A 25,719-nucleotide genomic window follows, 5' to 3' on the forward strand; every position below is an offset into this window, starting at 1 on the left:
GTGAGTCTGTCACGCGGCGGCGATCTATAACAGGTCTGGATCGTCGGCGCGATAAATCAAAATTGGACGTAAGGTTCGCGCTATCCAATCATAGGAATGAAGCATTGATTGCAGACAGCGAGGAAACGCCCGCATGGCATGGGATTTTGAAACCGATCCGGAATTTCAGCTTGAGCTGGACTGGATTGACCGGTTCATGACCGAGGAGGTCGAGCCGCTCGATTATCTCGATCTCGAGGCTTATGACGTGCGCTGCCCGAAGCGCAATGCGCTGGTGAAGCCGCTGCAGAAGATCGTCAAGGAGCGCGGTCTGTGGGCCTGTCACCTCGGGCCGGAGCTGGGCGGTCCTGGTTACGGCCAAGTCAAGCTGGCGCTGATGAACGAGATCCTCGGTCGCTCCAAGTTCGGTCCGATCGTTTTTGGCTGTCAGGCGCCTGATTCCGGCAACTCCGAGATTCTCGCCCACTACGGCACGCCGGCCCAGAAGGAGCGGTATCTCAAGCCGCTTCTGAACAACGACATCGTCTCCTGCTTCTCCATGACGGAAGTGCAGGGCGGCGCGGACCCCAAGGTGTTCACCACCAGCGCCGTGCTGGAGGGCGACGAATGGGTCATCAATGGCGAAAAGTGGTTCTCGTCCCACGCTCACGTCGCCAGTTTCTACCTGCTGATGGCCGTGACAGACCCGGACGCCGGTGAATACCGCCGCCTGTCGACCTTCATTATTCCGGCCGATACCCCCGGCATCGAGATGGTTCGCAACATGCCGGTCGGCCACCACGGCCAGCCTGGCCACGCCTGGCTGCGCCTGACCAATGTGCGCGTGCCGAAGGATCACCTGCTTGGCGAGCGCGGCGGCGGTTTTGTCGTGGCCCAGACGCGCCTCGGCGGCGGGCGCATCCACCACGCCATGCGAACCATCGGCCAGGTGCGCCGCGCCTTCGACATGATGTGCGAGCGCGTTCTCAGCCGCACCACCCAGGGCACGCTGCTGGCTGAAAAGCAGATGGTGCAGGAGAAGATCGCTGACAGCTGGGCCGAGATCGAGCAGTTCCGCCTGCTGGTCCTGCGCACCGCTTGGAAGATCGACAAGTACAAGGACTATCTGGCTGTTCGCAAGGATATCGGCGCGATCAAGGCGCTGATGCCCAAGGTGTTCCACGACGTGGCCTCCCGCGCCCTGCACATTCACGGTTCGCTGGGCGTGACCCCGGACATGCCGTTTGCCGAGCAGGTGATCGAGAGCTTCCACATGGGTCTGGCCGACGGCCCGGCCGAGGTGCACAAGGTCACTGTCGCCCGCCAGGTGCTGCGCGACTACGAGGCGACCAGCGGCAAGTTCCCCACGCGCTACATCCCGCATCTGCGCGAGGCGGCGCTGGCCAAATACGGCAGTCTGCTCGCCGAAATCGAAGCCAGGGCTGCCTGAGCGGACTTTGGGACCAGGGTAGGGCGCGGCGTCCGTTTGCGACGCCGCGCGGTTTGCCAGATGATTGGCGGATGGTCACAATCATCCACATCAGCATCATTCACATCGCCAGCCGGCGTTTGCGTCTGGCGATGCGCCGGGAAAACCTGGCCGACCTGGCCGCCGCAACGTGAGGAACGCCATGAACGCCGCTCCGCGCAACGCCCCGATCATGAGCCGTCGCCGCGCCCTGCTGGTCGCGGGCGTCGCGGCGTGGATCGCCGCCGGCCTGGGCGGCGCCGCCGCCGCCGAAACGGGCGACATTCGGATCGGCCAGACCATGCCGTTCAGCGGCGTCGCTTCGGCCTATGGCATTATTGGCCAGGTCGAGGGAGCCTGGCTGCGCAAGATCAATGCGGAGCAGGGCGGCGTAAACGGCCGCAAGGTCAATCTCATCAGCCTCGACGACGCCTATTCGCCGCCAAAGACCGTGGAGCAGACCCGCAAGCTGGTGGAGCAGGAGAATGTGCTCGCCATCTTCGGCAGCGTCGGCACGCCGACCAATCTGGCGGTGCACAAATATCTCAACAACCGCAAGGTTCCGCACCTTTTCGTCTCCAGCGGCGCGAGTTTCTGGAACCAGCCTGAGAAATACCCCTGGACCATCGGCTGGCAGATTGACTACGAGAGCGAAGGCAAGGTCTACGGCAAATATGTGCTGAAGGAAAAGCCGGACGCGAAGGTCGCCATTCTTTACCAGCATGATGATTCCGGCCGCGACTACATTCGCGGTTTCAAGGAAGGGCTGGGCGCGAACGCCAAAAAGATGATCGTCGCCGAGGCGAGCTACCAGATCACCGATCCCACGGTGGATTCCCAGATCATCGCCCTGCGCAATTCCGGCGCCGACGTGCTGTTCACCCACGCCACGCCCAAATTCGGCGCCCAGGCCATCCGCAAGATCTACGAGATCGGCTGGAAGCCGCTGCACGTTCTCTCCAGCACCACCAACACCATCGCCGGCACCCTGAAGCCGGCCGGATTCGAGAAGTCACAGGGCGTTGTATCCGGCTTCCTTATCAAGGACCCGGGCGACCCGACGTGGAAGGATGATCCGGAAGTCCGCGACTATCTGGCGTTCATGAAGAGTTATGCGCCCAATCTCGACGCCTATGACACCTGGGCGGTCTGGGGTTACACCATGGCCCAGGGGCTGGTGCAGACGCTGCGCCAGGCGGGCCAGGACGTGACGCCCGAAAACATCATGAAGCAGGCGCGCAACCTCAACTTCAAGCCGGCCATGACGCTCCCCGGCATCGTCGCCAAAACCGGGCCGAACCGGAATGTGCCGATCCAGGCCATGCAGTTGGCCCGTTTCGAGGGCGATCGCTGGAAACTGTCCGGCGACGTGATCGCCGTCGCGGAATAGGCGACATGGCCTTTTCTGAGGGGTGGACGTCGTGCTGTCTCAGGAGCAGCGCGCGATCAACGCGTGGCGCCTTAACCCGGCAAGTCAGGCCCGTTGGTCTGCGGTGAGGGCAAAGTGACTGCATCCGGCTGCGCGCCGCACGCCCCCGCGTGCACATGCGGCAGACGGATTTGAGCATTGCAGGTTGTGAATACGTCAGCATCCTCGCGGTCTGCTGCAGGGTGCGTGAAGCAACGGATATGGCGTGTCCAGGTGTTGACGGGTTTTTATCCGGTATTTTCATGAACCGGATGTATGGTTGTTTGAGATTTGTGTAGTCCCGGGCGCAACAACGACGCCTGGTCTGATGGAAACGGTTTGGGAGGAAATTCATGAAGGATCTGGCCGGCAAGGTTGCGGTGATTACTGGCGGGGCCAGCGGCATTGGTTATGCGACGGCGGAATCGCTCGCCCGGGAGGGCGTCAGGCTTGTGCTGGCCGACATCGAGCAGGGGGCGCTCGACCGCGCCGTCGCCCAGCTTGCGGCCTCTGGCGCGGAGGTGATTGGCGTGCGCACGGATGTGGCCGATCGCGCCGCTGTGGAGGCGCTGGCCGACGCCGCATGGGAGCGGTTCGGCGCGGTGCACATCGTCTTCAACAACGCCGGCGTCGGCGTGTTTGGTCCCGTGCACGAAATGAGCCACGCGGACTGGCAATGGACGGTGAACGTCAATCTGTGGGGGCCGGTGCACGGAGTGGAAGTATTCATGCCGCGGATGATCGGGCAGAATCAGGGTGGCCATTTCCTGTTCACCGCGTCATTCGCCGGTCTCATCAGCAACCGCAATCTGGCGCCCTATTCGGTGACGAAGGCGGCGGTAGTGTCCCTGGCTGAGTGCGTCGCCAAGGACGGCAAGCCATTCAATATTGGCGCGTCCGTGCTGTGCCCCATGCGGGTCGCCACCGCCATTGATGAAAGCCACCGTAACCGCCCGGCCGAGTTTGGCGGGCCCGAAGCCGTGAAGCCATATACCGACAGGGATTCCGGGGCGCTTGAAGGTCGTACGCTTGACGTGAAAGCCGTAGGCGACATGGTGGTCGGAGCCATGCGACGCGGCGATCTTTACATCATCACCCACAAGGAAACCGAAATCTTCCTGAGCCGGCGTTCCGGGCGCCTTCAGGAGGCCATTGCCCACGCCGTTTGAGCCAATCCGGCGCGAACACCTCTCGCGCCTGGCATGGCGGGGGATCTCGCGGGATCGGGCGGCGCATGGCGATGCGCCGCCGGCTGCCTGAATGGGGAAGCTGCGAGGGGGTAAACCGGCAAGCGGGCAGGGTGGGTCAGTCAGCTTTGCAGGAAGGCCGGCGCTGCGCCGGTGTTGCCGGTCAGAACCCGTTCGGCTGCGGCGGGATGCGGATGCCCACGCGAACTGGCGCCCACTGCGCAGACGCGGCTCATGGCAAAACCGGTGAGCCAGACGACCGGATTTTGGTGGGGGCATTGGTGGCGCATGGCGTTTCCTGCAAGGGGATGCGCCACACAGATGCGCGCTTTGCAGGTCGCGGGGGCGCCTCATCGTCATCTGGCGCGATGCGTCCCTGGTTTCAGGCCTGAAGTAGATCGTTTTGGTCGGAAATAATGTGAATGGCTAATATTCCCATCCACAGACTCCCGCTGGAGCGAAGCCGTTTATGACTTGGTCATGAGCCAGGCCCCAGACGTAATCAGGGCCAGGATGATGCTCAACCCAGGTGACGGGTGGAACGGGAGAGCTGGAAAAAACGCCTGCTCCCCCCAAGGGCCCATGCGTTCCCGGTATCGAACCGCAAGTCATGCCGGCGCTGCGGGAATGATAATGCGCCGACCATCTGCAAATTGTAATTGCAGTTAGGTGACTGAGGGCAGCCGTTACTGCCCTTCAGTCTCGTTGATGAGCTGTTCAACTGCGCCAATGGCAAGTTCCAGCTCGCCGATGCGCTGGATCGCCGAGCGCGCTGGCGTTGCCTTGGACTGGGCCGCGCGCTCGATAATGTCGCGCTGCTCTGCTTTGAGGCGTTCGAGGAGTTCTTCAAGTTCAGCCATGTGTTGCGTTTAATACGATACCATTTGTAATTCAAGGCGTTCTTTCGCATCGGCGACGGACTTTTGCGGAATTTGTTCACAGCGAAGCGCGCCTGTTTTTTCAGCAGACAGGCCGGGGACAGCGCGAGCCGCCTGGTGACGTCGGCGCTCTTCAAGGAGATTGATCAACGGATACAGGGTCGTTTTATGCTGTTGCCCAGAAGATATGGCGATTGACGCGCCGGCGTATCGCGCAAGTGTATATTTATAATAATTCTATATTTCATATTTGGGTAATGACTGGTGCTTCCGTTGAGTTTTATGCGTCAATGCGGGGTATTTCTGGCTGGATTTGCATTGCCCGGCGGGCGCCGGAGCCACGCGCCCCAGGATTCATGGCGGGTGGACATGGGCGGGCGGCTGGTTCATGTTGCCATATAACATATAACAACAGGCATCTTGCGAGCAGGGAAGGCTTACGCCGATGACGCTTGAGGTGGCGCAGGACCGGGATGACGCGCAGGGCTCTCCTGTTGATGAGGGGCAACGGCGCGGCGCGCGCGCCGGCGCAGTTGATCATGTCGACGTGCTGGTTGTCGGCGCCGGGATCTCGGGCATCGGCGCCGCCTGGCATCTGCGGCGTCAATGTCCGGATCTGCGCTTCATGGTGGTGGAGCGCGCGCAAAGTTTCGGCGGCACCTGGCTCACGCACAAATACCCCGGCGTGCGCTCCGACAGTGATCTTTACACCTTCGGCTATCGCTTCAAGCCCTGGACCGGAGCGCCGATCGCCACCTCGGAAGAGATCCTGCGCTACATGAAAGAGGTCATCGCCGAAAACGATCTCGACCGGCATATCCAGTATCGCACGGCGGTCGAAAGCGCCTCCTGGGACAGCGCCCACAATCGCTGGACCGTGGAGATGCGCGATCTGACCTCCGGGGAGGTGCGGACGGTGCGCGCCCGTTTCCTCTGGATGTGTCAGGGCTATTACCGGCATGAGAAGGGTTACACGCCCGAATGGCCGGGCATGGCCGATTTCCGGGGGCGAATCGTTCACCCCCAGGAGTGGCCGGACGATCTCGATGTCGCGGGCAAGAAGGTGGTGGTGATTGGGTCGGGCGCGACGGCGGCGACGCTGGTGCCGGCGCTGGCGGGAAAATGCGCCGGCGTCACCATGCTGCAGCGCTCGCCGACCTATTTCATGACGGGTCGCAACGCCAATGAGCTGGCTGATACGTTGCGTCAGCTTGAGGTCAAGGAAGAGTGGATTCACGAGATCGTCCGCCGCAAGATCCTCCTCGACCAGAAGGCGTTCGCCGATCGCGCGGCGGCGCAGCCAGACGCGGTGCGGGCCGATCTGCTCGCCAATGTGCGCCTGCATCTGGGTGACGCCGCGCCAGTGGAGCCGCACTTTGCGCCGACCTACCGGCCGTGGCGGCAGCGCATCGCCTTCGTGCCGGACGGCGATCTGTTCACCGCTATCCGCGATGGCAAGGCCAGCGTCGTCACCGACCGCATCCGCAGCTTCACGCCGGATGGCATTGCGCTTGAATCCGGCGACGTGCTGGAGGCCGACGTGATCGTCACCGCCACCGGCTTCAACCTCAACGTACTGGGCGACGTGGCTTTCACCATTGATGGCAAACCGCTGGATTTTGCTGACACGGTGACCTGGCGTGGGCTGATGTTCACCGGCATGCCCAACATGGTCTGGGTGTTTGGCTACTTCCGCGCCAGCTGGACCTTGCGCGTCGACATCATCGCCGATTTCGTCTGCCGCCTGCTGCGTCACATGCAGGAGATGGGGGTGGAGCGGGTCACGCCGCAGTTGCGCCCCGAGGACCAGGACATGCGTTTGTCGCCCTGGGTGGATGCGGACGATTTCAATCCTGGCTATCTCCTGCGCGGCCTGCACCTGTTGCCGAAACAGGGCGACCGGCCGGAGTGGCGCCACACTCAGGACTACTGGCTGGACAAGGACATTCTGCCCGCCGTCGATCTGGACGAAACCACCCTGCGCTACGCCTGAGGCGGGCTTCAGCCGTGCGGAAACGGCGCGCTCATGCGGGCGCGCACCGTGGCGCGCCCGGCGTCCGTCACCATGGACAGCAGCACAAGCCCGAAGCCGTAGCTGAACTGGTGGTGTAGCTGGGCGAGCGAGGCCCGGCCCTCCACCCAGAAATACAGGGCGCCGCGGGCGATGGCGGCCAGGGCGCCAGCCGCCGCCTCGTGGTCGAGGTCAGGCGTCAGCGCGCCAGCGGCCTGGGCCTGGCGCACCAGCCGAATCCAGAAGGCGTGGCGGGGGCGGCTGAAGCTGACGTAGAGCTGGCCGTCGCGCTCGCTCAGCCGCATCAACGCCTTGTAATAGTCGGGTTGACGCGCGTAGAGGCCGGTCGCGACATCAATGGCCTCAAAGAATATTCCCACCGGTCCGGCCCCGGCCCGGGCCGCCACGAGCGCATCATACCGGGCCATGTCGACATCGAAGATGTGGTCGAAGATCGCCGCCCGGTTGCCAAACAGATTGTAGACCGTCGCCGGGCTGACGCTGGCGCGGCGGGCGATCGCCTCGACGGTCACGCCGTCAATTCCTGCTTCCCGGATAATGTCGGACGCCGCCGTGACAATCCGGTTGCGGCGCTCCTGCTTGCCGGCTTCGTGGCCGGAAAGGACGCTGGACGCGACGGCGTTGGCGGCGGTGTCGATGCAGGGCGGGGCCATCAGCTCAATCATGTCAGGATGGGTCAGGGGGCAATGGAAGCTGCAACAGCTTCCGGAAGCGGGCCCAGCATAAAGCCATTTTATGGGCATTGACAATTTTAGAGTGTTCTCTAAATTTTTCTCCAACAGGTCGCCGCCCAACAGGCGCCGGGAAACGCACCGCAGGAGCAGGCCGCAGATCGCGCGACAGGCGCCGCACCGTGAAAATGACGGCGCGGCGGTTTTCAGGACAGGATCGCCGCAAGGCGCCGGGCAGGGCGCGGCGGCATGGGGCGCGGCGCGCCCGGTCCTGTCCCTCGCGCCTCCACGCCTTTCCCTGACAGTCCGCGCCCGCTGCGCCAGGCGCGACCTGATGCGCCCATTCACGCCTTGCGTGCGGCGGGCCACAGACGCCGCTTTCCGAAGGGAAGGGGCGTCCAGCCAGGAAGCCAGGACAAAATCCGGTTCAGGATGAACGGGTTTTCTCCTGAACGCGGACAGATCAGATCGGCAGGGCGATGTTCCGTTTCGGTTTGAAATGGATTTGGCCCTGGCCCGCGCGGCGGGCAGGAAAGGGAGAAGACATGGCGGAGATCAATGGCGGCGTCGCCCTTGCGCGTTCCTTGGGGGCGCTGGGCGTTTCGGAGGTGTTCACGCTGCACGGCGGGCATCTCGATTCATTCCTGGTCGCCTGTCAGGACAGCGACATCCGCCTCACCGACACCCGCCATGAAGCTTCCGCCGGCCATGCCGCCGAGGCTTACGCCCGCGCCACCGGCCAGATTGGCGTCTGCGTTATCACCGCCGGCCCGGGCTTCGCCAACGCGTTGACCTCCTTCGTCAACGCCTGGCTCGACGCCACGCCGGTGCTGTTCATCGCTGGCGCGCCGCCGCTGCGCGAGGTCGCCACCAATCCGCTGCAGGGCGGCTTTGACCAGGTGGCCATGGCGGCTCCGGTGACGAAATGGGCGCACCGCATCACCAATGTGGAGCGCATTCCGGACCTGGTGGAAAAGGCCGTGCGCCTGGCGACTTCCGGTCGTCCTGGTCCGGTGTTCCTTGAAATGCCGATCGACATCATGTTCGGCCTGGCTGACGAAGCTGATCTGGCCATGCCGCGCCTGCCGGCGATGGCCGCGCGGCCGGCCCCGACCCTGGCCGCCGTCGACCGTCTGATCGGGCTGTTGCAACAGGCCGAGCGCCCCGCAATCATCGCCGGCGGCGGCGCCGCCAACGCCCGGGCGGCGGAGCTGCTGCGCCAGTTCGCCGAAATGTCCTCGGTTCCGGTGCTCGAGAGCAACAAGGCCGCCGGCATCCTGCCGTCCGATCACCCCCAGGCCGGCGGGGGCTCGGGCAATCTAGCCATGGCGGCCATGGCGCACAAGGCGCCGGCTGATCTGGTGGTGCTGTTGGGCGCGCGCACCGGCCTGTTCCTTGGCGGACGTTCCGGCGCCGTCATTCCCCATGCGGCGAAGCTGGTGCAGATCGATATCGACGAGGCCGAAATCGGCCGCCTGCGCGCGCCGGAGCTGGCGATCACCGCCGATGTGGCCGAAACGCTCAGCGCCCTGCTGGCGCGTGGCGCCGGGGCGACATGGCGGGACCGCGCCGACTGGTGCAAGCTGCTGCAGGGATGCCCGCAGCTGTTTCGCTCTGCCTTCGACAAGACCCCGGTGGAGAACGCCGCTGGCGTCATTCATCCGTATCACGCCGCCCGCGCCGTCGCCGAGGCCCTGAGCCCCGACACCGCCATCGCCTGGGACGGCGGCGAGGCCCCAGCCTGGTTCCGGCCGTTCGCCCGCACGCCCGCCATCGGCCTCAACGCCGGCACCGGCTACCTGGGGTGCCTCGGCATTGGCCAGGGCTTCTCCATTGGCCTCGCCCGCGCCCGGCCGCGCGCGCCGGTCGCCCTGTTCCTTGGCGACGGCGCCGCCGGTTTTCACATCGCCGAGTTCGACACCATGGTCCGCCACCGTCTGCCGGTGACCACCATCGTCTTCAACAACGCCTGCTGGGGCATGTCGCAGCATGGGCAGGAGCTGGTGTTTGGCCGCCAGCATCTCGCCGTCGTCAAGCTGGCGGAGACCGACTACCAGGACGTCGCCCGCGCCTTCGGCGGCCATGGCGAGAAGGTGACGCGATTCGCCGATATCGGCCCGGCCATTCGCCGCGCCCAGGCCCAGGAGCTGCCGTCCTGCATCAACATCATCGTTGATCCGGACGTGATGCACCCGGTCACGGCCGCCATGGTCGGCGACCTGGAGGCCGAGGGCCAGATTCCGGTGCCCTATTACGAAAACATCCCGATCCCGGGCTATCGCAAGAAGGATTGATCCAGAAGGCCATTGCGCCTGACCCGGCGGATGTGACGCAGCCGGAGCGGCGCATGGCGTTTCCTGCAAGGAAATGGCTCACAATGACATCGCGCGTGGGGCGCGGACGCCGCTGCGTCTCCACGCCCCGGCGCGATGTCTTCCAGCACGGCTTCGCATGACAGCGCGGGGCCATCTTGCAGCCAAAGAACAAATCACAAGGGAGCAGACGCATGCGCGCGATTGTGCGACGGGCGGGAAAACTGGAACTGAATGAGAACTGGCCGGAACCTGCGCCGGGGCCGGGCCAGACGCTGGTGAAAACCCTGGCCTGCGGCGTGTGCGGCTCGGATCTCCACGCCCTGGATCATCTGGAGCGGATGTCAGAGTTCAGCCGCCGCTGCGGTTCGGCTTCTGGCCTCGACGCCAGCCAGGGCGTGGTCTTCGGTCACGAATTCTGCGGCGAGATCATCGCCCACGGCCCTGGCTCGACCAGCACGCTGGCGCCGGGAACCCGCGTGGTGGCCATGCCCTTCGCGGCTGGTCCCTCCGGCATGGAGTTGGTTGGCTTCTCCAATCGTTTCAGCGGCGGTTTCGCTGAACGCATGGTGCTGACCGAGGCGCTGCTGCTGCCGGTGCCGGATGACCTGCCGTCGTCCATCGCCGCCATGACCGAGCCGTTCGCTGTCGGCGAGCATGCCGTGGCCATGGCGAAGGCGCCGCAGGACGCGGTGACGCTGGTGCTTGGCTGCGGCCCCATCGGCCTTGCCGTCATCGCTTCGGCGAAGGCGCGTGGCCTGCATCCGGTTATCGCCAGCGATTTTTCGCCGATGCGCCGCGCCGCCGCGGCGAAGATGGGCGCTGACATCGTCATCGATCCGGCCGTTGAAAACCCCTATGGCCGCTGGTCGGAGTTCGACGTTCCCGCCAATCTCGCCGAGCGCGGCGCCGCAATGGCGACGGGGCGCGCCACGCGTCCGGCGATGATTTTTGAATGCGTCGGCGCGCCGGGCATGTTGCAGGCCGTCATCGAAGGCGCGCCGCCGTCCGCGCGCATCGTCGTGGTGGGCGCCTGCATGGAGGCCGACCGGATCGAGCCGCTGATGGCCATCAACAAGCAGCTCAGCATGGAATTCGTCTTCGCCTATACGGCCGATGAGTTCGCCCTGACCCTGAAACGCCTCGCCAGCGGCGAGATCAACGGCGCGGCGGCCCTGACCATGGAAGCCGCGCTCGCCGATACGCCCCAGGCTTTCGAACTGGCCAGGCAGGCTGACCAGCACGTCAAGATTGTCATCGATCCGCAACGCTAAACCGGTCGCCGGATTCCGTGATGGAGGATAACAGCATGAGATTTTCCGGTCAGGTCGCCGTGGTGACGGGCGGGGCGTCGGGCATCGGCGCGGCCGCGGTCCGACGCTTTCATGGCGAAGGCGCCGCGGTGGTGATCGCCGACCTCAACGCCGGACAGGGCGAGGCGCTCGCCGCCGAGCTGGGGGCGGAACGGGCCCGTTTCGTCGCGACTGACGTGGCGGATGAAACGGCGGTGAAGGCGATGATCGACGCTGCGGTCGCCACCTTCGGTCGCCTCGATATCCTGTTCAATAACGCCGGCATTGGCAGCCGCGTCCATACGCCAGACCTCGCGACGGAGGATTGGCGGCGCGTGATCGCCATCAATCTGGACGCCGTGTTTTTTGCCTGCCGCGTCGCCATTCCCCTGATGAAGGCGCAAGGCGGCGGCGCCATCATCAACACCGCGTCGATTTCAGGCATGGCCGGCGATTACGGCTTTGACGCTTACAACGCCGCCAAGGGCGCGGTGATCAACTACACGCGCTCGCTTGGCATCAGCCACGCCCGCGATGGCGTTCGCGTCAACGCCGTTTGTCCCGGCCCGGTGGATACGCCGATCATCGCCGGCATCAAGGAGGTTCCAGGCCTGTGGGAGCGCTGGTCCGACGCCGTGCCCATGGGCCGTTTCTCCCAGCCGGAGGAAATCGCCGCGGCGGTGGCCTTTCTCGCCTCCCGCGATGCTTCCTACATCACCGGCGTCGCCCTGGCGGTCGACGGCGGCCTGATGGCCGCCACCGGCCAGCCCAATCTCGACCTTTACCTTCCGAAGAACTGAGACCGGCTGAACCCCATCACGCGGCGCAGCCTTGCGCCGCGTGACGGAGCAGGCTGGCTCCTGCGCCTTCCTGGAGGTTTTCCAGGAAGGCCTCGAAGAAGACCTCCAAGAAGATCTCCAGAAAACCTTCCAGGAACATACCGATGAATTCCATCACCCGGCGCACCCTGCTGGCGGGCGCGACGACGGCTGCTTTCGCCATGACCTCCCATGGCGTCCGCGCCGCCGACACGCCCGGCGTCACCGCCACCGAAATCCGCATCGGCAACACCGCCTCGCTCAGCGGCCCGGTGTCGGCGCTCGGCACGCAAACCCGCACTCAGGAGGCGTTTTTCAAAATGATCAACGACCGGGGCGGGATCGCCGGTCGCAAGATCAACTTCATTTTCTATGATGATGGGTTCAGCCCGCCGCGCACGGTCGAGCAGACGCGCCGTCTGCTGGAGAGCGACCAGGTCGCCTTCCTGTTCAGCAACATCGGCACGGCTCCGAATTCGGCCATCGTCAAATACGTCAACGCCCGCAAGGTTCCGCACCTGTTCATTACGGTGAACGGCGACAAATGGGGTGATCACAAGGCTCATCCCTGGACCATGGGCTTCCCGCCCAGCGGCCGGGCCGAGGCGCGGATTTTCACCCGCGACGCCCTGAAACGCCACCCGGACGGCAAGATCGCCGTGCTCTACCAGAACGACGACTACGGCAAGGATTATCTGGCCGGCGTCCGCGATGTGCTCGGCGATGATTTCGACAAAAAGACCGTGATCGCGCCTTATGAGGTCGCTGACGCCACGGTGGATTCGCAGATCCTCAATCTGCGCCAGTCCGGCGCGACCAGCCTGATCTCCGGCGCCACAGCCAAATTTGCCGCCCAGGCGATCCGCAAGCTGCACGACATCAACTGGAAGCCGACGCACTACATCTCCAACGGCTCGGCTTCCATCGCCGGCGTTCTGCTGCCGGCCGGCGTCGAAGCCTCGAAGGATGTCATCGCCACCGCCTACCTGAAGGATCCCACCGATCCAGAATGGGCCGACGATGCTGCGGTGAAGGACTATCTGGCCTTCATGAAGCAGTACTATCCGTCCGCCAATCTGCAGGACGCCTTCAACACATACGCCTATACGGTGTCCCAGGTGCTGATGAAGGTGCTGGATCAGTGCAACGGCGACTTCTCCCGCGAGAACATCATGAAGCAGGCGGCCAACCTGAATGGCGTCGTGATCCCCATGCTGCTGCCCGGGATCACCGTGCGCACCAGCCCGACCGACTACCACCCGATCCAGCAACTGCAATTGCAGAGCTTCGACGGCAAGGGCTGGAAGCGTTTCGGCGAGATTATCGACGGCTCGGAAAAATAAGCCGCTCCATCAAACGCTCCGGGCTGGCCCCGGAGCGTTTTCATGAATGCGGCCAGAGCATTTTCGGGAAAAGTGGAGGCCGCTTTTCGTAAGCAAAATGCGTCAAATGAAAGAGATGGGGCAAATACTCCAGCGTCAGGCTGGCGTCACGGCGTCTTGCCCTGACGTTTCCACCTGCCGAGCCCGGCGTCATCCAGATAATTGATGACGAGCCCCTTCGCCCGGTCGCCCTGCATCTCGAACCGGACCGAGGAGCGCGAGCCTTCGGGCTCGTTCTCGCCGGAAGGGGGAGCCATGACGAAGGCATCGCCATTCCAGTGCGTCAGCAGGGCGGTCTTGCGTTTCGGGCCAATCTGCAATTGCAGGCCGCCGTCCCGCGCGACAATCTCCACGGGGCCAAAGTAGCTGTTGTCGTAAACGCCGGCATAGGCGGCAAGCGGCTTGGCCGGGGCGGGATGGGCAGGCGGCGTTGCGCCCGCCAGATCGCCAACTGGCGCGAACATTGGCTGCATCATCTGATGATAGCCGGCGTACCAGTCCCGGGTCGAAACGCCGTACTGGGCGATGTCCATGAACTGGCTGACAATCGCTTCCGCCGCGCCGACCGGCGCGCCGTTGGTGAGCACAACGACGCCAAGATTGGCTGAGGGCAGGATCTGGAAGCAGGTTCCCGCACCGAGCAGAAAGGCGCCGGAATGGCCAAAGTTCGTGCGCCCGTTGGCGTGAACGCCGACATTGAAGCCATAGCCATAGAACGAGCTGCGTTCATCCGGGGAGGACGGCGCATGCGGCGTGATCTGGGCGGTCAGGGCCGGCGTCAACTTGTCCGCGTCGAACAGACGCTTGCCGCCATGCGTTCCACCCGCCAGCAGCAGCTTCAGCCATTCCGCCACATCGCGCACATTCGATGACACGCCGCCAGCCGGCGACTGGGCGTCCGGGTTGCGGTCGTACAGGGGCTGGAAGCGCCCGCCCACAAGCGCGTGCAGCGAGGCCCGGTTCTGGCGGGCAAGGAAGTCGGCGTGGCGGGCGCTGGTGGCGTTCATGCCCAGCGGAGTGAACAGCAGGCGCGCCGCGAGGCTTTCCCATTCCTCACCCATGGCCGCCGCCACCGCTTCGGCCGCGACCGTCGTGCCGAAATTGGCGTAATTGTAGGAGGCCCGGAATGGATCAAGCGGCCACTGGTCAAGGCGCGACAGGATCTCCTGGCGGGAAAAACCCAGATCCTCAAGGTTGTCGCCCGCCGCGTGGGGCAGGCCGCTGCGATGGGCAAAAAAGTCGCCGATCGTCGCATGGTCGCTCACCCACGGATCCTTGAGCTGGAACCATGGCAGGCGCTGGCGCACCGGATCGCTCCAGCTCACCTTGCCCTGGCTCACGGCGATCGCCGCGATCGTCGCGGACATCGGCTTTGACATGGAGGCGATCTGGAACACGGTTTCCGGCGTGATGGCTCCAGCCTCGCCAAGCCGGCGCACGCCGAAGCCCTCCACGTAAGCCGTCTTGCCGTTCTGCACCACAGCGACGGCGACGCCTGGCGTCTTGCTGCGCGCCATCACGGCGCGGACCATGTCCGGCAATTCCCTGATGGCTTTGGCGACGCCCCCTTCGTTAAGGGCGATCACATCGAAACCTGGCGACTTGCCAGTGACAACAACGGGCGACTGGGCGCTGGCGGGCGCGGCGGCGAGGCCCACGCCAACCGGGGCCAGCATGATCACGCGAAAAATGCGGCGGACAAACATGTTCTGCACCCGGCTGGCGGCGAGACGCCGTGGATCTGGCCGCATGCTGCTGTGGCGCGGCGGCAAGCGCAACAGGAAAGGCTGGAGCCCTGTCAGGCGACCGGCGGGGCGAGTCAGGCGTCACCGGCGCGAAGCCATGCGCGGGGCGATGGGAAACATGACTTTCCCGGAGCGCCGGGCGCTGGTACGCTTCCGTATCAAAAACAAAAAATAACGTATCATGCGGCCATATCACCGGCGATCCGGCGTCATTGCGGGCATCGCCATAGCGACGGTTGCTACAGACAGCCGCGCCTGATGGGAGAAACGCCATGGCGAACAGAAAACACCCTGCACCATCCTGCCTGCGCCGGTGGGCGACCGGCCTCGCCATGCTGGCGGGCGCGGCGACGCCAGCGCTGGCCGGGCCAGCCGTATCCGATGGAGTGGTGAAATTTGGCGTGTTGACCGACCTGAGCGGACCAAGCGCCGATGGCACGGGCAAGGGCTCCGTCGTCGCCGCTGAAATGGCCATCGCCGATTTTGGCGGGAAGGTGCTGGGCAAGCCGATCGAACTGGTCTTCGCCGATCACCAGAGCAAGACCGACATTGGCATGGCCACGGCGCGCCGCTGGTATGACGCAGAGAAGGTCGACGTGATCCTTGACGTGCCGGTGTCGTCGATCGCCCTCGGCGTGCAGCAACTGACGCGGGAGCGTAACCGCGTCTTCCTGATGATGGGGCCGGGCTCATCGGAGCTGACCGGCGCCGCCTGTTCGCCCAACGGCGTGCAGTGGGTTTACAACACCTACGCGCTGGCAAACGTGGCCGGCAAGGCGCTGGTGGAGCGTGGCGACAACAGCTGGTTCTTCATCACCGCCGATTACACCTTTGGGCACATGCTGGAGAAGGACGCCTCCGCGGTGGTGACGGCCCATGGCGGCAAGGTGCTGGGCAGCGCCAAACATCCCTTCAACAACAATGATTTCGCCTCACAGGTGGTGCAGGCGAAGAACTCCGGCGCCAAGGTCGTCGCCCTGGCCGATTCCGGCCAGGACACCCAGAACGTTCTGAAGCAGGCCGCGGAGTTTGGCCTGGCCGCCGGCGGCCAGAAGCTGATCGCGCTGCTGTTCGGGATCACCGACGTGCCGGGCGTCGGCCTCGATATTGCCCAGGGCATGATGCTCACCGATGCGTTTTACTGGGACAAGGACGATGAAACCCGCGCTTTCGCCAAACGCTTCCATGAAAAGGTTGGCCGCATGCCGACGATGATGCAGGCCGGCGTCTATTCGGCGGTGAGCCACTACCTGAAAGCTGTCGCCGCGGCGGGAACCGATGAGGCGGGGGCCGCCGTGGCCCAGATGAAGAAGACGAAGATCAACGATATCTTCGCCAAAAACGGCTATATCCGCGATGATGGCCAGATGATCCACGACATGTATCTGGTGCAGGTGAAAACCCCGCAGCAGTCGAAGTCGAAATGGGATGTTTATAATATCGTCGCCACAGTGCCGGGCGAGCAGGCGTTCCAGTCGCTCGACAAATCGGCCTGTCCGCTGGTCAGGAAGGGCAAATAACTGCCCGGCGATCGCCGGGCAGATTTCCCTTCATTCTGGCTGCGTTCTGCTTTAAAGCTGGCGCATCTGCACGGGCGTCGCGCCCGTGCACGTAAGCGTTAACGTCACTCAACGCGCATGATCGCGAGGCCTCTGGCCCCGGTCTGCGCGGCTGCGTCCGGCGGATCGGGTTCAGGGTAGCCAAAGCGGACGCCGCTACGCCCCGAAAGGACCCGGATGACTTCCCACGTTTCCCGGATCGACAATTCCACTCCACGCATAACGCGCGTGCGACACGACCTGAAACGCCGCCTGCTCCAGGTGACCCGGGTCGAGCGCCTGACCCCCGTCATGTTGCGCATCGCCTTCACCGGCGACGCCCTGGCGGATTTCATCAGCCCTGGCGCCGACGACCACGTGAAAATCTTTGTGCCAGGACCAGGCGGCGAGATGGTGAGCCGCGATTACACGCCCCGCGCCTGCGATGCGGCGGCCAGAACCCTGGTGATTGATTTCGCCGTGCACGACGCCGGGCCGGCCACGCTCTGGGCGCTGAATGCGCGGCCCGGGGACCAGCTTGAGATCGGCGGCCCGCGCGGCTCCATGGTCATTGGCCCGGATATCGGCTGGTGGCTGCTGGTCGGCGACGAGACGGCGCTCCCGGCCATTGGCCGCCGCATCGAGGAACTTCCGGCCGGCGCGCGCGTCATCAGCCTCGTCGCGGTTCCGGGCAGGAGCGACGAACAGACTTTTGTCACCTCCGCTGACCATCAGGCGCTATGGGTGCACCGGCCGTCTGGCCGCGCTGACGACCCCGAGCCGGTGCTGCGTGGCCTTGAGACGTTGCAACTGCCCCAGGGCGATGGCTTCGTCTGGATCGCCGCCGAGGCCCGCGTCGCCCGGGCGGCGCGCCAGTTCCTTGTTGAACGACGCGGCCATCCGCTGCCCTGGCTGAAGGCCTCCGGCTATTGGGTCAGGGGCGTCGCCGACGCCTCGGACAAGCTCATCGAATAGGGCCTGGGGCCGGAGCCTGGGCGCACCAGCCGGCGACAGGGTCACTTCGGGGGGCAGGCCGGCGGGTTCAGTTCACCTGCCTGTCCCGTCCTTCCCAATAGGGCGCGCGCAACTCCCGGCGCAGGATTTTTCCTGACGGATTACGCGGCAACGCATCGATGAAGTCGATGGATTTCGGCGTTTTGTAGCCAGCGATGCGCGTCCGGGTGAAGGCGATGATGTCTTCGGCCGAGGCCTGTCCGCCCGGCCGCAGCACCACGACCGCCTTGACGCTTTCGCCCCATTTGTCATCCGGCACGCCGATCACGGCGGTTTCGGCCACGTCCGGGTGATCGCAGACAGCGCTCTCCACCTCGGCCGGGTAGACGTTCTCGCCTCCAGAGATGATCATGTCCTTGATGCGGTCCTGGATGAACAGATAGCCGTCCTCATCCAGATAGCCGGCGTCGCCGGTCAGCAGCCAGCCGTCGCTGTCGACGGTTTTGGCCGTGGCCTCGGGCAGGTTCCAGTAGCCAACCATATTGGCGCCGGAGCGGGTGGCGACTTCGCCGATCTCACCGGCAGGCAATGGCTTGCCATTGTCGTCGCGCACCATCACTTCGACGCCTGGCATCGCCTTGCCGGCGGCGCGCATCCGTTCGCCGCCTTCAAGATGGTCGGCTGGCGGCAGCGCCACGATCGAACCCGTTGTCTCGGTCATGCCGTACACCTGCACGAACTCGCAGCCGAAGGTGTCGATGCACTCCCGCAGCAGCGCGGCGGGGATTGGCGACGCGCCATAGAAGATGGTTTTCAGCCGGGAATAGTCCGCCTGCGCCGCCCGGGGCAGCCGCACGACGATCTGCAACGCGGCGGGCACCATGAAAATCCGGCTGACGCCTGATTGTTCGAAGTAGTCCAGCACCTTTCCAGGGTCGAACTCGCGCGCGACCACGCCCCTGGCCCCGAAGCACAGGCTGTTGACGCCCCATTGGGTGCCGCCGATGTGAAAGCAGGGCATGGCCAGCAGCGCCACGTCCTGGTCCGACCAGTCGTTCCACGAGGCCGGATGGTCGCGATCCTCCGCCTGCACCATGTGCAGCAAATTACCGTGCGACAGCATCGCGCCCTTGGGCTTGCCGGTGGTGCCGGAGGTGTAAAGCTGGATAGCCACGTCATCGCGCCCCACCGGGGTCGCCGGCGTCGCGCTGCTCTGGGCGTCACGCCAGGCGACGTAATCCGGCCACTCCGCCGCGCCGCCTTCAGTGGTGAAAATGCTCCGGACGTGGGGGAGGTCGCCCTGGAGTTTCCGCACCAGGTCGACGAATTCCGGCCCGACAAACAGCACCGGCGCAGTGCAATCGTTGATGATAAAGGCGCTTTCTGGCGGCGCCAGGCGCCAGTTCACTGGCGTCATCACCACGCCGGCCTTGCCGGCGCCCATCAGCAGTTCAAAATAGACGTCGCTGTTCTTGCCGATGTAGGCGATGCGGTCGCCCTTGCCGAGGCCAAGGGCTGCGAGGCCGTTGGCGACGCGATCCGTATTGGCGTCCAGCTGGGCGAAGGTCGTTTGCCGGCCTTCAAATTCATAGGCGATCATTCCGGCCCGATCGCGGGCCTGCATCCGCACGACGTCGGCAAGCGTTGGCAAGATATCTGGCGATGCCATTCCCGTGTTTCCTCCCCTGGACCCTGTTGTCTTTATTTGCCCGTGGCGGGCCCGCGCGCGCCGCCAAAACGACGCGCGACATGTATTGGCCGAGACGGACTGTTCGCCATGCCGAACCGTTGCTGCGATTCAATAATGTGAAGCCGCCCTGGCGGGCGATCATATCAGAACGCCGCTGGGCCTGTGCGGACGATTGTCGGCCACAACGCGTCTTGCGTCCGCTGTCCACGATGATGCGTTCATGGTCAGGGCGCCGGCGGCGACACGGCGGAGACTACAGCGGCGCGCAGGAAAGCATGGCTTTGGGCGCGCAGTGGCACTGGTAGTTGACGCTGTTGCAGACGCGGATATCCAGGCTGAAGTCAGCGCAATTGCATTCGACGCGGTATGTCGAATTGACGAAGGTCGAGAAAATGGAAAACCCGCGGCCGCTGCTGGCCGGCTTCGATCCCGCCTGAAACCTGCTGTTGGTCGCGTCGGCAGTCGCGCTGGCGTTTGCGGCGGCTACGCTTGGGGTGCAGAGACTGGCGGCGACGAAAAGGATGGCGGGCGCCACAATGCGCATCAGACGGACTCCAGATCTGCGGGAGCGGGGAGCATACGCATCCTGATGGGCGAAGTCGCTGGGGAAAGCATGCATATGGCAGGACGCGGGACATCGGAGAGGCGGGCCGCGTCGGGGGCTGCGCGCGTCGGTTTTTGTGAAGAACGCCCGCCGCGTCGAAGAAAGACGCGTGGAAAAGTTGTATAATCCTTAGATACAGATGGACGAAGGCAAATTCTGGTTCAGCGCGGAGCAGCTTTGCATCCAGTGATGCGCCGGGATGGAACGCTATTGCCCATCTGCCTGGAGATTTTTGATCGCCAGAACGTTAGTTGAGCCTGCCATGGCATGTTGTACAACCAGGGCGGAAGAATAGATTGGTGAGCAGCCATGCCGTTTGGCAACGGAAATCGCGTCCATCTGCCGAGCGCAGAGCTGAGGGTGATCAGCGCCCATGATGATGGCCTTCATATTGAGATCCGGCCGTCCGATGGCCCGATCGGGGGCATATCCATATTTTTGAGCGCCAGCTCGTTTCCGGCCCTGTTGCGCGGCATCGCCGACAGCATGCGCCCCGCCGACGGCGACGCCCCGCCGCCGGACAGCACGACGGAAAAGACCGATAAACAGCTCGACACAGAAGAAGACGGGGAAGGAAACCCGGCCGAGAACGCCGCAGCGGAGATATGGCTGCGCGCTGAGCTGCCCCGGCAGGCGAATGAACGGGCTGACGACGTGCTCGACGCGCCCTCCTTCTGGCAGAGATTTCGCGACCGTCGCTAGGGCCGGGCCTGTTCTGGATTTGCGTGTTTAGCGTTATATATCAGATTGATATGACGTTTTTCTCAGCTTTTTATGGCGGGGGGCGATTGTCTCGACGCGCCGGGCGGCGACCATTGTTCTCCCGGAGAAGTCCACTGGGCTTCTCCCGCATCGACCGCCATGGATTTCCGCGGGACGTGATCCGGAAAAGCGATCGCGCCGCTGCCCGATGGCGCGTTTCGCCAGGAGTGCGCGCCAGGGCTTCCTGTCACCGCCAGCCGCCGCTGGCGTCCGACGTGCAGCCAAGCGCGCGATAGGCGGCGTCGACGAGGCTTTGGCCCCGTTCATTGAGCAGGATGCCAGGCCCCATCCGGTTCATGGCGTAGCCGAAGCTCATGCCCGCTGCGGGATCGGCGAAGCCGATCGAGCCGCCGGCTCCCACATGACCGAACGCGGCGTCCGACATGATCGCCGAGCAATCGGCCGCATTGTCGAGGCGGCGATTGTCCATTGATTTCATGAATCCCAGGGAGAACCGCGTCGGGATGGCGAGCGTCGCATCCTCATGTGTGGCCACCGATACGCGCCCCATGCGCGCCAGGGCGTCGTCGCTGACCAGCCTGACGCCGTTCAGCGCGCCGCCATTGGCCAGCGGCGCATACAGGGCGGCCAGGCCGCGCGCGTTGGTGACGCCGGTGGCCGAGCCGATTTCGGCCGCCCGCGCCTCGCGGGAATTGGGATTGAAGTGCCCGTTGTTGAACAGGAACAGGGCTGATGGGCTCAACCGGTCCGCCATGGCGGCGAGGACGATCCGGCTGCCGCGCGACGTCTCGTCAGGAATGAACGGCAACACCGGCGCGACCCGGTGCTCCATGGCCTCGGGCAACCCCATCCAGAATTCAATGCCGAGCGGTCCCGCCACTTCCTGCTGGAAGAAAGCGCCCATGCGCATGCCGGTGGAGCGCCGCACCATTTCACCAACGGTCCAGGCGCTGGTGACGGCGTGATAGCCGTTACGTGTTCCCGGTCGCCAGAATGGCTCCTCCTTTTCAAGGAGTTCGACCATGTGCGCGTAGTCGTAGTAGGCGCCCGGCCTGAGTTCCTCGCGCAAGGCGGGGACGCCGGCCGAATGGTCCAGCATCATTGAAACCCGCGTCGCCTCTTTGCCGGCCTGGCCGTACTCCGGCCAATACCGCGTGACGGGCGCGTCCAGGTCGAGCAGGCCGCGGTCCGCCGCCATATGGGCGCACAGGGCGGAGGCGCCCTTGGTGCAGGAAAACACCACGGACAGGGTGTCCTGCTCCCACGCTGGACCATCTGGCGTTTTGCGCCCGCCCCACAGATCAACCACGGTTTTTCCGCCAACGGAAATGGCGACGCTGGCGCCAATTTCGCCGCGCGTATTGAAGTTCTCCACGAAAACCTCAAGCACCCCGGCGTACTGTGGGTCACAAAACCCGGACACGCCGCCCTGGGCCGTGGCTTTTTCCTGAACGCGCATCGTTTCCCCCGTCAACGCTGTATCACAGCGCAGGCTGGCAGCTCGCTGGCTGGTTGCCAACCCACAATGCGCAGCATGACAGGGGGCGGCGGGTGCATCGCTCCGCGTGGCGGGGCAGGACCCGTGACGGGTACTGGCGGGGATGCGCGCCATCCTGACACCGCCCGGTCATCTCGCCGTAAACCAGCATGGACAGGGGGCCGGCTGAATAACAGAATGCCCGTCGGGTATGGATTTTTAGCCCTCAGCTGCGATCACACGGGCCGAGGCCGCCATGGGCGGGGCGCTGAAAGTCCATGCTTTTCGCTGATCATCCGCAATATCCCCATGGATTTTAAGCGCGCGCCCGGTTTTCCGTTGACCTCCCACGCGTCTGTGACTATCCCTTGCCGCAGCCGGAGACGTGGCCGAGAGGCTGAAGGCACTCGTTTGCTAAATGAGCAAGCCTGGAAACGGGCTTCGAGGGTTCGAATCCCTCCGTCTCCGCCATTTTATTCTCCTAAGTTGTTGATTTTAAACCAAAATCCAACTTGGTGAGTAGGGCTAGCCCAAATCTCAACCCTAACGATATCCTTGCGCTTCCTGCCGCCCGGCGGGGCGTTACCATGTGTGATCTCCTCGCCCCGCCGCGAACCGGCCTGGTGGTGTCAGGCCATCTAGTGGCCGGTGCGCCCCTGTAATAATCTGGCAGGACGCGCCAGCTGCCCCCCTACATGGCATAGCCTTCGGGTCGCCCCCCCCTAAACCGCCAGTCCGGTGATGAGGGGCTAATCTCTGTGTCTCAGGCGGCCATCTTGCGCTTCGTGCGCTTCTTCGCCTTGGCGCGGGCCAGCACGCGGCCGAGAACCTTCACCGCTGAGCGGACATTGCCGCGCCACTCGCCCATGGCCGAACGTGGTGGACCCCAGCGGTAGTCCATCTCTACTGTTTCAAAACCGATCGTGCCGTCTATGAAGATGACGACCGTCTCCGTACCAGGGGGCAGATTGTAGTCAGACGTGTCCACAACAACCGCCTCGCCCTGGACGAACATCAGCGCAGGGCTGGCGCTTTCTGATATCTGGCCCGCCAGCGTCGTCAGCCAGTCAAACGCTGCGGCAGCGGCCTGCGCATTGGCCTGCGTAGCAGGAGCGCGTCTTAATCTCTCGCGGCGGGGTTGGGGTACGAGGGCGGTGGCTGGCTGGTGCATGGCTGTGTCCTTGTGTTGATGTCACCTTATACGAATGATATAATCTCACCACGGCAATGTAGTCAACATCAAAAGTTCAAGGTTAATCCAAAATGGTAATTTCGGCGGCGCAATGCAGGGCGGCGCGATCCATGATCGGCATTTCTCAGGACGATCTGGCTCAAGCCTCCGGCGTCGCCAAGGCGACAATCGCCACCTTCGAATCCGGCAAGCGCACCCCTTACGAGCGCACGCTACGCGACATCCGCTCCGCCCTTGAGCAGGCCGGCGTCCAGCTCCTCGCTACGGGAGATGTCGCGCGAGGTGAAGGCGTCGTCCTCGCCACGCCAAAGGCACCTGCCGCATCGCAAGCCTCCATGGATGCCAGCGCCGATGATGTCAGGTCCCAAGCGGCGGATGCTGCAGACAGGGCCATGGATGGAATGGATGCATCACAGGCGGAAAAGACATCTCGTCGAAAGCGTCTCACCGACGCGCCGGATGGTACGAAGAATGCTGTCAAGAATGATCGAGCGAACGATGAAGGTAGCGAATAGCCTCATCGGCCGTCGACGGCGGTCCTAGTGTGCGACTGGCGGCAAAGGAATACATGTTATGCCGGAGACTGTACCAGCCAGACAGTTCCGCCAAGTGTCGGAGGCCAGCCACCCCATGGCCGCTGACATCGCTCTGAGAGCAAAACTTATCCGCACCGACATCGGAATGGACTCGGCTTCGGCGATGTCAAAACTGCTGGGGATGAGCCCCAACGCCTGGAAAGCCATCGAGGACGGTCGCAACCTTCCTAGCAGCGAGACGCTCCTTAAGCTTGTTAATCGCGGATACGACGCGACGTGGCTGCTGGCTGGCCGCGGCTCCATGCGGTTGGATGTTGCGGACTAGGGGTGGTGGGCAGCCATAACCTGAGTGACACACAGGTTATGGGGCCAAACGTCCGAGAATCGGACGTTCTAAATGCCGGAATTGCCGGGGTTAAGGATAAAACCCATACGCATCAACACGGCGCAAAATTGCGCCCAGCCAAACCAGCGAACTTTTGCGCCGGTTCCGTCTCCTTAATTTCAAGGCATAGCTCGGGTGACAGGCATGCGCTCAATGCACCTGCGCCGCCCGCACCTCCATAGCGAGCGACTCCAGGAACATCGCCTCGGCCCGGCGCAAGCGCCAGGCCATTCGGAGGTGCACGCCGACTGAGAGAAGCTGACGCGTAGCGCTCTGACTGGCAACCTCAACTTTCATCCCATTAACCCCGAAGGTCTGACTTGGTCGCCCTTGCCTGCATAACGCGGGCCGCCAGTCCACGGCCGCCTCGGGACCGCTCGGCGAGCGCGGCGTCAACCAGCCGGCCGATGTCGATATTCACCTCACCGTTCGGGCCAGTGGACTGGCTCACAGGCTGGCCTGTGGTGTTATTGATGTTGATCACGGGCGCCGCGCCGCGACCGGCTGGCGCAACAGGGCTACGGCCCACCAACCGCCTGAGGGGATCCCGTGACCAGAATCGTCATCGCAGTACTCGTGGCTGTCAGCCTCACGGCTTGTGCTGGCCGGTCATGCCGCGACTGGCCTGGCACCTGCATTATTCAGTGAGTTAGGCGGCAAGGGGCCACAGGCATAGTCGTAAAAGAGCGGCCATGCTGCCCCTGACACAAAAGGTGATTTGACGTCCCCCATCGCACCGGCGCAACTTTGTCCTTTGGAAGGGCGGCAGTCCGATGGGCGTCTGGGCTTTGGGTTCCGCCGCCACATTGGTGTTCGTGGCTCTGATAGCTGTCCAGGCCCTGGTCGTTGCTGGCCGACCATGAGATTGGCCACCTCAACGGCTCGGTGGGTGGTCGCGCGGTTGATGCCAAGTATGCCCGTGCGTGCAGACAACAAAAAGCCCCGCCGTAGCGGGGCTTCCCTGCAGGATAACGGAATGTTGGGCTTTGCTGCCCCTCCGTCATCATCCCATCGAGCAATGGCGCTCAGATGGCCTTCTTTTCCGGTTGGGCGGGAGCCGGAGCCGGTGTCACAAGTGGCGCTTCCTCTTGTGGGGCAGCCTCGCGCTTGTCAGCAGACTTGTCGGCGTTGTCCTGCTTCATTGGCGGGACATGCTGGCGATCGCTCTGCTGATTGGCTTGATGCGCGCGGGTCTGAGTGTTCTGATTAGTAGATGCCATGTTTCCCTCCTGGGAACTGGCTACCGGACCGCAGCAAAAGGATAGGGCTGCACGGCCAGAGTGGCGATTTTCCTGCCACCAACAATGTATCTGCGCCAAATGTGGTTTATCGATGTCCTTATGAGAGACGAATTAAATTTAAAAAATAATGGCAATAATTTATAACCATACTTGCATCTATGCTATATATGTTGCCGCGGGGCCGCCTTGCCTCAGCTGAGGAGGGAA

The 25,719-nt window shown here is 63.9% G+C and carries 24 protein-coding genes and 1 tRNA gene; 14 read left to right on the forward strand and 11 right to left on the reverse strand.

The window, feature by feature from the left end:
- Positions 1-133: 133 nt before the first annotated feature.
- The 3 genes from IE243_RS03135 to IE243_RS03145 all read left to right on the forward strand — a co-directional run bounded on the left by IE243_RS03135 (position 134) and on the right by IE243_RS03145 (position 4,024).
- Entirely contained in the window at positions 134-1,429 is a 1,296-nt protein-coding gene (locus IE243_RS03135) for an acyl-CoA dehydrogenase family protein (protein WP_191317824.1), read from the forward strand.
- A gap of 181 nt (positions 1,430-1,610) precedes the next feature.
- On the forward strand, positions 1,611-2,837 hold the full coding sequence (locus IE243_RS03140; RefSeq protein WP_244642682.1) for an ABC transporter substrate-binding protein: 1,227 nt from the start codon (positions 1,611-1,613) through the stop codon (positions 2,835-2,837).
- Positions 2,838-3,208: 371 nt separating this feature from the next.
- Positions 3,209-4,024, forward strand: a complete 816-nt coding sequence (locus tag IE243_RS03145) for an SDR family NAD(P)-dependent oxidoreductase (RefSeq protein WP_191317825.1) — start codon at positions 3,209-3,211, stop codon at positions 4,022-4,024.
- 704 nt (positions 4,025-4,728) lie between these two features.
- Here the strand turns inward: IE243_RS03145 and IE243_RS03150 are convergent.
- A complete protein-coding gene (locus IE243_RS03150; protein WP_191317826.1) occupies positions 4,729-4,902 on the reverse strand; it encodes a hypothetical protein in 174 nt (57 codons plus the stop codon).
- Between the two features lie 463 nt (positions 4,903-5,365).
- On the opposite strand from IE243_RS03150, the gene IE243_RS03155 reads away from it, so the two are divergent.
- The gene (locus tag IE243_RS03155; protein WP_191317827.1) at positions 5,366-6,913 is read left to right on the forward strand and encodes a flavin-containing monooxygenase; all 1,548 of its coding nucleotides are present in this window, start codon (positions 5,366-5,368) and stop codon (positions 6,911-6,913) included.
- A gap of 8 nt (positions 6,914-6,921) precedes the next feature.
- Here the strand turns inward: IE243_RS03155 and IE243_RS03160 are convergent, their stop codons facing one another.
- Positions 6,922-7,605 (reverse strand): TetR/AcrR family transcriptional regulator, encoded by a 684-nt coding sequence (locus tag IE243_RS03160; RefSeq protein WP_191317828.1) that lies wholly within the window; start codon positions 7,603-7,605, stop codon positions 6,922-6,924.
- Positions 7,606-8,168: 563 nt separating this feature from the next.
- Between IE243_RS03160 and IE243_RS03165 the strand changes: the two genes are divergently transcribed.
- The 3 genes from IE243_RS03165 to budC all read left to right on the forward strand — a co-directional run bounded on the left by IE243_RS03165 (position 8,169) and on the right by budC (position 12,027).
- Complete coding sequence (locus IE243_RS03165) at positions 8,169-9,917, forward strand: thiamine pyrophosphate-binding protein (protein WP_191317829.1); 1,749 nt, start codon at positions 8,169-8,171, stop codon at positions 9,915-9,917.
- 212 nt (positions 9,918-10,129) lie between these two features.
- Positions 10,130-11,209, forward strand: coding sequence for a zinc-binding dehydrogenase (locus tag IE243_RS03170; RefSeq protein ID WP_191317830.1), 1,080 nt, complete (start codon positions 10,130-10,132; stop codon positions 11,207-11,209).
- Between the two features lie 35 nt (positions 11,210-11,244).
- Complete coding sequence (gene budC, locus IE243_RS03175) at positions 11,245-12,027, forward strand: meso-2,3-butanediol dehydrogenase (protein ID WP_191317831.1); 783 nt, start codon at positions 11,245-11,247, stop codon at positions 12,025-12,027.
- A 16-nt stretch (positions 12,028-12,043) separates the two neighbouring features.
- Here the strand turns inward: budC and IE243_RS03180 are convergent, their stop codons facing one another.
- The gene (locus IE243_RS03180) at positions 12,044-12,181 is read right to left on the reverse strand and encodes a hypothetical protein (RefSeq protein ID WP_191317832.1); all 138 of its coding nucleotides are present in this window, start codon (positions 12,179-12,181) and stop codon (positions 12,044-12,046) included.
- Between IE243_RS03180 and IE243_RS03185 the strand changes: the two genes are divergently transcribed.
- Positions 12,171-13,388: an ABC transporter substrate-binding protein gene (locus IE243_RS03185; protein ID WP_191317833.1), complete on the forward strand. Its 1,218-nt coding sequence runs from the start codon at positions 12,171-12,173 to the stop codon at positions 13,386-13,388. The genes IE243_RS03180 and IE243_RS03185 overlap by 11 nt on opposite strands.
- A gap of 146 nt (positions 13,389-13,534) precedes the next feature.
- Here IE243_RS03185 and IE243_RS03190 read toward each other — a convergent pair whose 3' ends face one another.
- Complete coding sequence (locus IE243_RS03190; protein ID WP_191317834.1) at positions 13,535-15,133, reverse strand: serine hydrolase domain-containing protein; 1,599 nt, start codon at positions 15,131-15,133, stop codon at positions 13,535-13,537.
- A 311-nt stretch (positions 15,134-15,444) separates the two neighbouring features.
- Between IE243_RS03190 and IE243_RS03195 the strand changes: the two genes are divergently transcribed.
- On the forward strand, positions 15,445-16,692 hold the full coding sequence (locus IE243_RS03195; RefSeq protein ID WP_373301543.1) for an ABC transporter substrate-binding protein: 1,248 nt from the start codon (positions 15,445-15,447) through the stop codon (positions 16,690-16,692).
- 216 nt (positions 16,693-16,908) lie between these two features.
- Positions 16,909-17,685 carry a siderophore-interacting protein gene (locus IE243_RS03200; RefSeq protein WP_191317835.1) on the forward strand — a complete coding sequence of 259 codons (777 nt, stop codon included), beginning with the start codon at positions 16,909-16,911 and terminating at the stop codon, positions 17,683-17,685.
- 67 nt (positions 17,686-17,752) lie between these two features.
- Here IE243_RS03200 and IE243_RS03205 read toward each other — a convergent pair whose 3' ends face one another.
- The 3 genes from IE243_RS03205 to IE243_RS03215 all read right to left on the reverse strand — a co-directional run bounded on the left by IE243_RS03205 (position 17,753) and on the right by IE243_RS03215 (position 20,348).
- Entirely contained in the window at positions 17,753-19,333 is a 1,581-nt protein-coding gene (locus IE243_RS03205; protein ID WP_191317836.1) for a fatty acid--CoA ligase, read from the reverse strand.
- Positions 19,334-19,607: 274 nt separating this feature from the next.
- A complete protein-coding gene (locus tag IE243_RS03210; RefSeq protein WP_191317837.1) occupies positions 19,608-19,898 on the reverse strand; it encodes a hypothetical protein in 291 nt (96 codons plus the stop codon).
- A 267-nt stretch (positions 19,899-20,165) separates the two neighbouring features.
- Complete coding sequence (locus tag IE243_RS03215) at positions 20,166-20,348, reverse strand: hypothetical protein (RefSeq protein ID WP_191317838.1); 183 nt, start codon at positions 20,346-20,348, stop codon at positions 20,166-20,168.
- Between the two features lie 48 nt (positions 20,349-20,396).
- On the opposite strand from IE243_RS03215, the gene IE243_RS03220 reads away from it, so the two are divergent.
- Positions 20,397-20,660, forward strand: a complete 264-nt coding sequence (locus tag IE243_RS03220) for a hypothetical protein (protein ID WP_191317839.1) — start codon at positions 20,397-20,399, stop codon at positions 20,658-20,660.
- Between the two features lie 247 nt (positions 20,661-20,907).
- On the opposite strand, the gene IE243_RS03225 is transcribed toward IE243_RS03220, so the two are convergent.
- Positions 20,908-22,140: a serine hydrolase domain-containing protein gene (locus IE243_RS03225; protein WP_191317840.1), complete on the reverse strand. Its 1,233-nt coding sequence runs from the start codon at positions 22,138-22,140 to the stop codon at positions 20,908-20,910.
- Positions 22,141-22,537: 397 nt separating this feature from the next.
- Here IE243_RS03225 and IE243_RS03230 point away from each other — a divergent pair.
- Positions 22,538-22,629, forward strand: a tRNA-Ser gene (locus IE243_RS03230).
- 292 nt (positions 22,630-22,921) lie between these two features.
- Here IE243_RS03230 and IE243_RS03235 read toward each other — a convergent pair.
- Positions 22,922-23,329 (reverse strand): hypothetical protein, encoded by a 408-nt coding sequence (locus tag IE243_RS03235; protein ID WP_191317841.1) that lies wholly within the window; start codon positions 23,327-23,329, stop codon positions 22,922-22,924.
- Positions 23,330-23,460: 131 nt separating this feature from the next.
- Here IE243_RS03235 and IE243_RS23900 point away from each other — a divergent pair, with 131 nt between their 5' ends.
- Both IE243_RS23900 and IE243_RS03245 read left to right on the forward strand, forming a co-directional pair.
- The gene (locus tag IE243_RS23900; RefSeq protein ID WP_373301544.1) at positions 23,461-23,865 is read left to right on the forward strand and encodes a helix-turn-helix domain-containing protein; all 405 of its coding nucleotides are present in this window, start codon (positions 23,461-23,463) and stop codon (positions 23,863-23,865) included.
- Between the two features lie 115 nt (positions 23,866-23,980).
- Entirely contained in the window at positions 23,981-24,211 is a 231-nt protein-coding gene (locus IE243_RS03245; protein ID WP_191317843.1) for a helix-turn-helix domain-containing protein, read from the forward strand.
- A gap of 361 nt (positions 24,212-24,572) precedes the next feature.
- Here the strand turns inward: IE243_RS03245 and IE243_RS03250 are convergent, their stop codons facing one another.
- On the reverse strand, positions 24,573-24,755 hold the full coding sequence (locus IE243_RS03250; protein WP_191317844.1) for a hypothetical protein: 183 nt from the start codon (positions 24,753-24,755) through the stop codon (positions 24,573-24,575).
- Between the two features lie 541 nt (positions 24,756-25,296).
- Positions 25,297-25,491 carry a hypothetical protein gene (locus IE243_RS03255; protein WP_191317845.1) on the reverse strand — a complete coding sequence of 65 codons (195 nt, stop codon included), beginning with the start codon at positions 25,489-25,491 and terminating at the stop codon, positions 25,297-25,299.
- Positions 25,492-25,719 lie beyond the last annotated feature (228 nt).

The organism is Camelimonas fluminis, assembly GCF_014656355.1.
GTDB classification, from domain to species: domain Bacteria; phylum Pseudomonadota; class Alphaproteobacteria; order Rhizobiales; family Beijerinckiaceae; genus Camelimonas; species Camelimonas fluminis.

Coding starts and splice junctions, on each gene's coding strand:
- IE243_RS03235 (WP_191317841.1), bottom strand. CDS start 23,329: ATGCACCAGCCAGCCACCGCCCTCGTACCCCAACCCCGCCGCGAGAGA.
- IE243_RS03145 (WP_191317825.1), top strand. CDS start 3,209: ATGAAGGATCTGGCCGGCAAGGTTGCGGTGATTACTGGCGGGGCCAGC.
- IE243_RS23900 (WP_373301544.1), top strand. CDS start 23,461: ATGATCGGCATTTCTCAGGACGATCTGGCTCAAGCCTCCGGCGTCGCC.
- IE243_RS03255 (WP_191317845.1), bottom strand. CDS start 25,491: ATGGCATCTACTAATCAGAACACTCAGACCCGCGCGCATCAAGCCAAT.
- IE243_RS03195 (WP_373301543.1), top strand. CDS start 15,445: ATGGCGAACAGAAAACACCCTGCACCATCCTGCCTGCGCCGGTGGGCG.
- IE243_RS03135 (WP_191317824.1), top strand. CDS start 134: ATGGCATGGGATTTTGAAACCGATCCGGAATTTCAGCTTGAGCTGGAC.
- IE243_RS03215 (WP_191317838.1), bottom strand. CDS start 20,348: ATGAAGGCCATCATCATGGGCGCTGATCACCCTCAGCTCTGCGCTCGG.
- IE243_RS03245 (WP_191317843.1), top strand. CDS start 23,981: ATGGCCGCTGACATCGCTCTGAGAGCAAAACTTATCCGCACCGACATC.
- IE243_RS03180 (WP_191317832.1), bottom strand. CDS start 12,181: ATGGAATTCATCGGTATGTTCCTGGAAGGTTTTCTGGAGATCTTCTTG.
- IE243_RS03160 (WP_191317828.1), bottom strand. CDS start 7,605: ATGGCCCCGCCCTGCATCGACACCGCCGCCAACGCCGTCGCGTCCAGC.
- IE243_RS03150 (WP_191317826.1), bottom strand. CDS start 4,902: ATGGCTGAACTTGAAGAACTCCTCGAACGCCTCAAAGCAGAGCAGCGC.
- IE243_RS03155 (WP_191317827.1), top strand. CDS start 5,366: ATGACGCTTGAGGTGGCGCAGGACCGGGATGACGCGCAGGGCTCTCCT.
- IE243_RS03170 (WP_191317830.1), top strand. CDS start 10,130: ATGCGCGCGATTGTGCGACGGGCGGGAAAACTGGAACTGAATGAGAAC.
- IE243_RS03165 (WP_191317829.1), top strand. CDS start 8,169: ATGGCGGAGATCAATGGCGGCGTCGCCCTTGCGCGTTCCTTGGGGGCG.
- IE243_RS03205 (WP_191317836.1), bottom strand. CDS start 19,333: ATGGCATCGCCAGATATCTTGCCAACGCTTGCCGACGTCGTGCGGATG.
- IE243_RS03210 (WP_191317837.1), bottom strand. CDS start 19,898: ATGCGCATTGTGGCGCCCGCCATCCTTTTCGTCGCCGCCAGTCTCTGC.
- IE243_RS03200 (WP_191317835.1), top strand. CDS start 16,909: ATGACTTCCCACGTTTCCCGGATCGACAATTCCACTCCACGCATAACG.
- IE243_RS03190 (WP_191317834.1), bottom strand. CDS start 15,133: ATGTTTGTCCGCCGCATTTTTCGCGTGATCATGCTGGCCCCGGTTGGC.
- IE243_RS03185 (WP_191317833.1), top strand. CDS start 12,171: ATGAATTCCATCACCCGGCGCACCCTGCTGGCGGGCGCGACGACGGCT.
- IE243_RS03140 (WP_244642682.1), top strand. CDS start 1,611: ATGAACGCCGCTCCGCGCAACGCCCCGATCATGAGCCGTCGCCGCGCC.
- budC (WP_191317831.1), top strand. CDS start 11,245: ATGAGATTTTCCGGTCAGGTCGCCGTGGTGACGGGCGGGGCGTCGGGC.
- IE243_RS03225 (WP_191317840.1), bottom strand. CDS start 22,140: ATGCGCGTTCAGGAAAAAGCCACGGCCCAGGGCGGCGTGTCCGGGTTT.